This is a genomic window from Corynebacterium halotolerans (assembly GCF_050107895.1).
Classification (GTDB): Bacteria; Actinomycetota; Actinomycetes; order Mycobacteriales; family Mycobacteriaceae; genus Corynebacterium; species Corynebacterium halotolerans_B.
In genome coordinates, this window is sequence record NZ_JBNILW010000014.1 from 87397 (window position 1) to 95992 (window position 8596).

Annotated in this window: 9 protein-coding genes; 2 read left to right on the forward strand and 7 right to left on the reverse strand. The window is 62.7% G+C overall.

The features are described from left to right. Positions 1 to 33 precede the first annotated feature (33 nt). The 6 genes from ACQCVD_RS13005 to ACQCVD_RS13030 all read right to left on the reverse strand — a co-directional run bounded on the left by ACQCVD_RS13005 (position 34) and on the right by ACQCVD_RS13030 (position 6342). Positions 34 to 1017, reverse strand: coding sequence for a VOC family protein (locus tag ACQCVD_RS13005; protein WP_426824192.1), 984 nt, complete (start codon positions 1015 to 1017; stop codon positions 34 to 36). Positions 1018 to 1069: 52 nt separating this feature from the next. Next, positions 1070 to 2602 (reverse strand): aldehyde dehydrogenase, encoded by a 1533-nt coding sequence (locus ACQCVD_RS13010; RefSeq protein WP_426824194.1) that lies wholly within the window; start codon positions 2600 to 2602, stop codon positions 1070 to 1072. Then, positions 2599 to 3981 (reverse strand): MFS transporter, encoded by a 1383-nt coding sequence (locus ACQCVD_RS13015; protein ID WP_426824195.1) that lies wholly within the window; start codon positions 3979 to 3981, stop codon positions 2599 to 2601. Before ACQCVD_RS13015 ends, ACQCVD_RS13010 begins: the two co-directional genes overlap by 4 nt. Positions 3982 to 4400: 419 nt before the next feature. Further along, positions 4401 to 4955: a MarR family winged helix-turn-helix transcriptional regulator gene (locus ACQCVD_RS13020; protein WP_426824196.1), complete on the reverse strand. Its 555-nt coding sequence runs from the start codon at positions 4953 to 4955 to the stop codon at positions 4401 to 4403. 4 nt (positions 4956 to 4959) lie between these two features. Next, the gene (locus tag ACQCVD_RS13025) at positions 4960 to 5316 is read right to left on the reverse strand and encodes a RidA family protein (RefSeq protein WP_426824197.1); all 357 of its coding nucleotides are present in this window, start codon (positions 5314 to 5316) and stop codon (positions 4960 to 4962) included. Positions 5317 to 5772: 456 nt separating this feature from the next. Further along, positions 5773 to 6342 carry a hypothetical protein gene (locus ACQCVD_RS13030; RefSeq protein WP_426824198.1) on the reverse strand — a complete coding sequence of 190 codons (570 nt, stop codon included), beginning with the start codon at positions 6340 to 6342 and terminating at the stop codon, positions 5773 to 5775. Between the two features lie 130 nt (positions 6343 to 6472). Here ACQCVD_RS13030 and ACQCVD_RS13035 point away from each other — a divergent pair, with 130 nt between their 5' ends. Together ACQCVD_RS13035 and ACQCVD_RS13040 are read left to right on the forward strand one after the other, a co-directional pair. Further along, the gene (locus ACQCVD_RS13035) at positions 6473 to 6862 is read left to right on the forward strand and encodes a VOC family protein (protein ID WP_426824199.1); all 390 of its coding nucleotides are present in this window, start codon (positions 6473 to 6475) and stop codon (positions 6860 to 6862) included. A gap of 284 nt (positions 6863 to 7146) precedes the next feature. Continuing rightward, a complete protein-coding gene (locus tag ACQCVD_RS13040; RefSeq protein WP_426824200.1) occupies positions 7147 to 7776 on the forward strand; it encodes a DUF5701 family protein in 630 nt (209 codons plus the stop codon). Positions 7777 to 7804: 28 nt separating this feature from the next. Here the strand turns inward: ACQCVD_RS13040 and ACQCVD_RS13045 are convergent. Beyond that, a partial coding sequence (locus ACQCVD_RS13045; RefSeq protein ID WP_426824201.1) for an aldehyde dehydrogenase family protein occupies positions 7805 to 8596 on the reverse strand: 792 nt, incomplete at its 5' end.

The window sequence follows — 8596 nt, forward strand, 5'->3', positions numbered from 1 at the left end:
TGGTCATTCCTTTCTGGGTGGGTTTCCGGTGAATCAGGTGGTTTGCTGAAGCGACAGGGGGCGGTCCCCGAATGTCTCCAGGGCGCTGGCGTCCTCCACCAGGTGGAAGAACCCTTCGTCTGGGACACCCGCCATGTGGGAACGGACGTCTCGGCTGGGCGGCCCTGCGGTGCCCCAGGTGTCGGAGAGCTCGGGGACGCGGCGCCAGACCTTGCACAGCCACTGGTCCTCATCGATCTGGGCGACCTCGGAAGTGAATTCACAGACCAGGCCGGCCGGGTCCCCGAAGTAGGAGAAGGTGTTGTCGCCGGGCCCGTGGCGTCCCGGGCCCCACATCGGAACCTGGCCGGTGTGGCGAAGTCGGCCGATACCGCGCATGAAGTGGTCGATCGAGGGCATCTCGTAGGCGACGTGGTTGACGGAGGCCCACTCGGCCTGGTTGAAGGCGATGGAGTGGTGGTCAGAGTTGCAGCGCATGAAGGCCATCTGGTGTTCGGACCAGTCGGAGACCCGCATGCCGAGCACGTCCCGGTAGAAGTCGACCGACCGATCGATGTCACTGGTATTGAGGACGACGTGAGCCAGGGACTGGGGTACCGCATCATCATTGCGAAGCTCCGGGACCGCCCAGAAGTCGGCGAGCAGTTCGATGATCCTGCCTTCCGGGTCCAGGAACTGCAACGAGTAGCCGGCACCGGCGTTCTCCGAGGGGGCGGGGCCGAAGACGATCGGGATGTTGCGGGCTTCCAGGCGGCGGGCGGCTTCGTCGATCTCGGCGGGGGTGGCCACCGCGAAGCTGATTCGGCCGAGTCCGTTCTTGGGGGCTTCGGTCAGCTGCAGGATGTGGTGCTCCGGACCGGTGCCGCGAAGCCAGGCGCGGTCGTGATCGCGCTCGACGGTGTTCAGGCCCCAGGCGCCGGCGTAAAAGTCGGCGGAGTCATCGAGTGCGGTCGTGCACAGCTCAACGAAGCGGAGCTTCCGCAAGCGGGCGATTGGCGGGTGTTGCTGTTGGTACATGATTTTCTCTTTCTGCTGTAGATGTGTCTGAGAAGGGTTTCCCACGGCGAACTCAGCCGTGTTTTCCCCAGCTCATCGGCTCTTCACTGGTGCCCCAGTAGAGGCTCTTGCGCTTGGAGTACTCAGCCAGACCGGCTCGTCCCTTATCGAGACCCAGACCGGAGTCCCCGAACCCGGTGAAGGGGGTGGAGATGCTGAACTGTTTGTAGGTGTTGATCCAGACGGTGCCGGCGTCAATACGCTCAGCCAGGCGTTGCGCCCGGAAGAAGTTGGGGGTCCAGATGCCGGCGGCGAGCCCGAAGACGGTATCGTTGGCCTGCTCAACGAGATCCTCTTCGTCGGCGAAGGGGATGCAGACCAGGACCGGGCCGAAGATCTCTTCCTGGGCGGTCAGACTGGAGTTGGTGAGTCCCTCGATGATCGTGGGTTCGTAATAGGAGCCTGCGGCGAGAGCCGGATCCGCCGGGACACGACCGCCACAGAGGACAGTGCCGCCTTCGGCCCGGGCCCGTTCGACGTAGGCTGCGACGGAGTCACGGTGCCTGGTGTGGACCAACGGTCCGACGTCAGTGTCGGGGTCAGTGCCCGGCCCGATGTTCAGGGCTGTGGTGCGCCGGACCAGTTCTTCGACAAACTCCCGGTACAAGCTCTGGTGAACGAAAAGCCGGGAGCCGGCGATACAGCTTTGTCCGCTGGAGGAGAAGATGCCGTAGAGCACACCCTGGAGGGCCTGTTCGAGGTTGGCGTCCTCCAGAACCACGGTCGGAGATTTTCCGCCGAGTTCGAGAGTGGTGGGGATCAGTCGCTCGGCGGCTTCGTGGGCAATGCGTCGTCCGGTGCTGGTACCGCCGGTGAAGGCAATCTTGCTGACCTTGGGGTGGCTGGTGATCACGTCACCGATCACGGAGCCCTTTCCAGGAAGGATGGTGACCAGACCGTCTGGGAGGTCAGACTGGGTGACCAGTTCCATCAACGCCATGGAGATGAGGGGGGTCCATTCCGCCGGCTTAACTACGACGGCGTTACCCGCAGCGAGGGCCGGAGCGATCTTCTGGGCGTCTGAGGCGATGGGGGAATTCCACGGGGTGATCGCGGCGACCACTCCGAGTGGTTCGAAAGTGGTCTGAGTCTGCCACGGGCCACGTTGGGTAGTCAGGGTTCCTTCCTGCGTCTCCACTGCGGCGGCGTAGTAACGGAAGGTCTTGGCTGCGCTACCGACGAGGGCCCGGGTTTCCTTCAGGGTCTTGCCGGTGTTCAGGGTCTGGATCCAGGCCAGACGCTCCAGGTTGTCATCGATCAGACCAGCGATCTGGTGAAGGACCAGGGCCCGATCGTGCGGGTAGCAGGTGCGCCACTCCGACTCTCGCCAGGCGGTGTACGCCAGGTCGATGGCCTGCTTGGCCTGCTCAGCGGAAGCCTGGTTGATCTCTTGGACGAGCTCGCCAGTGGCAGGGTTGGTGACGGTATAGAGCTTGCCTTCACCGTGCACCCATTCGCCGCCGAGGCGGATGGCGTTGCGGACCTGAGGAAGAGCGCTGAAGGAGCTGTGGGAATTTCGGGACGAGGTTTGCAGGGTGACAGTCATTTGTTGATCTCCTCCAGAGTCTTTTCCTTGGTCTCGATGCCGAAGATGGCGGCAATCAGGAAGCCGACGAACGCTACGCAGCCAAAGACCGTGAATGCGGTGCTGATCTGCCCGGTGGTGGCAAGCACCTGACCGACGATGATGGGGCCGAGGATGATTCCGAGGCGGGCCCAGGCACCACCCCAGGCCGAGCCCATCGCGCGGATCTTGGTGGGGTAGAGCTCGGCGGTGTAGACGTAGAGCGCCATGTTGACCGCGAAGATGAAGACGGCGGTGCAGGCTGTCCAGATAACGACCTGGATGGCGCTCGTGGCTCCGAGTCCGGAAAGAGTGAACAGGAGGATCGAGGCGGTGAGCATTGCTCCGGAGAGGCAGAGCTTGCGTCCCAAACCATCGATGACGAAGGCGATCACCAGGCAGCCGACCAGGCCGGCACACGATGTGGCCACACTGTATTGCAACGCGGTCTGGACATCGGCGTTGAAGGTCTTGGAGTAGATCGTCGGGAGCCAGGAGGCGATACCGTAGTTCACGAAGTAGGCGGAGAACCACAGACCGGCGAGCATCAGACTGCGACGCAGGTACTTCTTCCGGAAGAGATCCAGGAAGCTGCCACGCTCATTGGTTTCCTCCGTGGCGACGCTCAGATCTGGCTGCGGCAGCGGCTTACCGGTGTCCTTTTCTACGGCGGATTCGATGCGCGCCATCGATCGGTCAGCATCTTCCAGGCGACCACGGGAGGCTAGCCAGCGCGGTGACTCGGGCAACCGCATGACCAGAGGAGTGAGCAGGATGGGGAGGAAACCGATGACGAAGAGAACCTCGTAACCGAAGCGCGGGACGATCCAGGAAGAAGCAACTGCGGAGATAACCAGGCCGACGGGGAAGACGGTCTCATAGAGGAGAACGAACCTGCCGCGCCCCTTGGCCTTGGCGATCTCATTGACGTAGCTGGCTCCGACCGGAACTGCTGCGCCAAGGCCGATGCCCTCAATGAACCGCAGCACCATGAAGACTTCCAGGGAATCCGTGAAGGCCATGCCCAGGGAGGTGACGGAGAAGATGATCAGAGCTCCGGTGACGACTTTCAGGCGACCGGCCCGGTCTGCTGTGAAGCCGCCGGAAAGGGCGCCAACCAGCATGCCGAGGCCACCGACGGTGATGAGCCAGGTGGTCTGGAGAGCATCCAGGCTCCACTTCTGCACCAGGACAGGCAGGGAATAGGCCAGCATGAGCTGCTCGAATCCGTCGAAGAAGGTGACGGCCCCGACAACGACGCGGGCTTTTACCTGCCACCTGGTTCGGGGAAGCCGCTCAATGCGGGCACTGATGTGGCCACGATGCACGACCGGCTTCGTGGATGTTGCTTCAAGGGTCATGGGGAGGGGACCTTCCGCTTAATAGTTTAGCGCTTAAGGGCTTGGCGCTAAAGCTATGGCATGGGACACAAATAAGCAAGGGTTGAGATCTATTTATCTTGTTGATTCCCCCGTTTTCTTGGTTTGGTTGCCCTATAAATGCCTGCTCAAGAGGGCAGTCCACCGAGGAAGAAAATTTGGGAGGTTGCCTGTTTCTGATGGCGGGGCGCAGGCGAGGGAGCGTCCAGTGACAGGTCTGGCATGGAGGTGTTGAACTTCCTTGGTCCCGGTGGGGACAGGGAAATCGTTGATGGGGTCAGGGCCTGTGGGGTGGTGACCTTTAATCTGCTCGGTCCTGAGAGTCGGGGTGGTGTTGGGGAAATGAAAAAACCGCACCTTCAGGCGCCCAGGGTGGGCGGAAGGTGCGGTTGGTGCAGGGGTTAGTTTTCGGGGTCTGCGCCCCAGAGGTATGTCTTTACGGACATGCCGAGCTTGCGTAGGAGCTCTGTCAGCTCCTCCGCTTCCTCGGGGGAGAGCCCGGCCATCATCTCCTTTTCTCTGGCGAAGTGGACCTCGGCCACTTCGGAGACGAGGTCCTGACCAGCTTGGGTCAGGCGAACGTGGACGGAACGCCGGTCAGATTTCTCCCGTATTCGTTCAACTAGGCCCGCATCTTCCAGGCGATTCAATCTGAGAGAGATGCCCCCAGAGGTGACCAGGGAAAATTCAGCCAATTGAGTGGGGGTCAGGGTGTAGTCTCCGCCCGAGCGTTTCAGGGTGGAGAGCACGTCAAAGCCGGCGGCGTTGATGCCGTACTGCTCAAAGGTGTCTGAGATGGCGTGGTTGTACATCAGGTACAGCCGGTGGAGTCGACCGAATATGTGTAGCGCGCTCGTGTCTAGTTCGGGCTTCTCGGCCTTCCACTGGGCGATGAGATCGTCGACGTAATCTTCCTTGATCCGAGTGGCGGCGCTTATTTTTCCTGGATACGTCATGACCCTATTCTTCATCTACTATGGCGATGGCATCGATTTCGACTGTTGCGCCATAGGGCAGGGCTGAGGCTTCCACAAAGGTTCGTGCTGGCCCAGCCTCCAGGAAGTGGTCGATGAATTGCTGGTTGGCCTCCTCCCGTAGGGAGAGGTCGGTGACGAAATAGGTCAGCTTTACCAGGTCTTTGATCTCACCCCCGACTGTGGCGAGTCGCTCCGTCATGCGTTCCATGGCCGCATCGAGGGCTTCCCGGCGTCCGTCGACTGGCTGGTAATCGCGGTCCACTGAGAGTGCCCCCGAAACGTAGATCTGGTTTCCGAAGCGCTTAGCGGGGCTATAGGGGTGTGCGATGTTCGTAGTCACTTTGCTCTCGTTTCGTGTGGGGCGTGGGGTGTGGTAACTAGTAAAGCACACTTCTTTTAGCGCTCAATTATTTTTATCTAAATTTGTTTGTCGTGTAGCGGTATCTGTGTCCGGGAAAGGTGGCAGACGCTCGGGATTCTTCCCCGGCAGTGGGGGCGGGAAACGGTCCCGGTGGTACAGACTTCTCGAGGGAGGTGGCTGGGACTACGGCGGTGATACAGGGAGATTTCCCCACCGAAGGAAACGGCTGCCAGTGAATTAGAGTAGTGATGACCGTCTGTCCTGCCACGGCGACGGGGTGTCACGTGAGGGTATCGGTTCCGGGGCACTGATGACCTCTTATGGCACAGCCGGCTCTCTTCACCAGCAGCACGCCTGTGACACTGGTCGGGGAATGCAGGCTGTCCATTGCAGTTCAGGGCGCTCGGTAGCCGGAGTCGCCGGTGGAATACGCAGTTAAGCCAACCAATTCGACCACGGCCACTCCTCGGCAACCGGAGCGCCGCCGCCCTGCCGCAGCGTGTTGGCGCTGACCGCGATTCTGGTGACCAGTGCCGCGGCCTCACATGTCGGCCCCGTGCAGGTGTCCGAGATGCGCTGATAGAACTGTTGGTCCAGTTGAGAGCGTAGCTCCGGCGGGATGGTCTCACCCGCTTCCTCGGCGGCCCGGAGCAGGTCATACCCCAGATCATGGGTCTGGCAGGCGATGTCGAAGGACGCGGGGAGCTCTACCGGGGAAGAACATGCTCCCGCCGGATCGGTGGCGAAGCCGTCCCTCTCCTCCGGGTGATAACCGAGGGTCTCGGACAATTCTTCCGAGACGGTGCCGTCTTCGACGAGCTCCTGGATCGCGGTGATTGTGGGCCCAGGGGTGGTCGGGGAGAAGGCGGCATCGGTCTGTCCGATGCCCGCGGAGTCAGCGGCCATGGCGGACGGGGTACCGAGGAGGAGAAACGGTGTCGCCAGCGCCACCAGGACGGGGCGGACACGGTGACGTCGGGCAGTCGGGACAGGCACGGAATCCATTGCCTAGACAGTAGAAGGAAAGCGGGCCCACCTGGTACATATTTGGCCGTGATCTGCGGCTCATCCCGCCGAACCGGCGAGACTGCCCCGCAGAACTGCCGGAAGCAGCCCCGGCAACTAGTCTGGCGGCATGCGCATCAATGTCACCAGCGTCTTCGTCGACGACCAGGAAAAAGCCCGCCAGTTCTACACTGAAAAGCTCGGTTTTATCGTCAAGCATGATGTCCCCGTGGGAGAGGCCCGCTGGCTGACCCTGGTTTCCCCGGAAGATCCCGAAGGCACAGAACTCCTGCTGGAGCCGACGGGCCACCCGGCGGCCCGGCCCTTCAAGGAGGCGCTGTTCCGGGACAAGATCCCCTTCACCCAGTTCGCCGTGGATGATATCCAGGCGGAGTATGAACGACTGACCGAACTCGGCGTGGAGTTCGACATGGCCCCCACGGACATGGGCACGGTCAGCGTGGCGGTACTCAACGACACCTGTGGCAACTGGATCCAGCTGGCCCAGTACCAGGGTTAATTCCCGTCTGAGGTGGCCGCAGCTCAACGGCAATGTCCACCCCTTCTTCTAGACTCCGCCCCATGATGAGGATGTCGAAGGATGTAATCGAGACGCACCCCGCCTCCTGCGGCAACGGGCATGACTGGAACCGCCCCAGATCCCACTATCCCGGCTGGGACAGCGGGGTTCTCACGGGCAGCGTGGGTCACCGGATCTGGACCTGTGCCACCTGCGGGGACATCCGGCACCGCGCTACGCAGGATCCGGTGTTCGCCGGGATGGGAGACCAAGGAGGCTGATACATGGAGGGGTTGGCAATGGACATCATCACCCAGGCAGAAAAGTTGGTCGAGCTCGGTGTGCCCGAGTTGGCGGGCATGAGCCCGGACGAGTTCCGGGTGGCCGCGGCAGAAGCGGACGGTGGGGACGGGCCCTCATTATTGGTTGTCGGCCCCTCACTGGTGCCGGCCTCCCGGCTTGCCCCATTGCTGCAGCACGCCGGGAAGCCCGGCTTCGTGGTCACCGACATGACTGACCTCGATGATTTCGGCCCACTCCCCGAACTCGACGTTCCGGTGTCGGGGCTCTACACAATCAGCAAGGTGACGCGTGGCGACGACCTGCTGAACTGGTCCCCGGCGGAGGCCCTGCCGGAGTTGCTCGGACGCGACCGCCGGCCACTGACTGTCAATGAGGGGATCTCCTGGCTGCTGCAGGAACCGGAACAGCTGGAGACGGGCAAGTGCTTCATGACGATTGCCACCCGTAAGCCTGCTCGTCGGGGGAACGGACTGGATGCGCGCACGCCCGCCATCTGGATCAGTGGTGGCACCGGGCGCGACGGCAAGGAACGCAAGGACGCCCCGAAGGTGGGGTGGTGCTGGCACAACAACCGGCACACCTGGCTCGGCTTCGCCTCCTGTGCCGCCTGACTGACCCGGGTTACCTGCGGTTTCCCGGTCAGCGCAGAAGCTGTTTTCCCAGTTTCAGGGCGGTGCTCAGCACCGCGGCGTACTTCTCCCGGGGCATGCCCTTCGGGCCGGTGATCGGCAGCAGGCGCTGCTCCGCGACGGTGCGGGACTCGGTGTACTTCAGCAGTCCCTCATCCGCGTGCCGACGTCCCACACCCGAGGCCTTCCAGCCACCCATCGGTGCATCCACGCTGCCCCACGCGGCGGCGAAGCCCTCGTTGATGTTGACCGTGCCGACCTCCAGCTGGGAGGCGATTTTTCGGCCGGTCGCGGGACGGGCCCACACACTGGCGTTGAGGCCGTAGACGGAGTCATTGGCTCGGCGCACCGCCTCCTCATTGCTTCTCACCAGCTCGACGGCCACGACCGGACCGAAGGTCTCCTCCCGGAACAGCTCGGCGTCCTCCGGTACCCCACTGAGCACCGTAGGGGCGTAGAAGCATCCGCCCAGTTCGGGCAGACTGCGGCCACCGGTCAGCACGGCCGCTCCCTTGGCCACGGCGTCGTCCACCAGGGACGCCACGTGGGCGCGGTGCCCGGTGGAGATCAGCGATCCCATGTCCACGGTCCATTCGTGTCCGGAACCCAGCCGCAACCGTCTGACGGCGGCGGTGAAACGGGCGGTGAACTCATCGGCGAGTTCCTGGTGGACGTAAATCCGTTCCACGGAGATGCACAGCTGGCCCGAGTTGGAGAAACAGGCGGTGACGGCACCGTCGACGGCCTTGGCCAGGTCAGCGTCATCGGCGATGATCAACGGGTTCTTGCCCCCCCCCCCCCC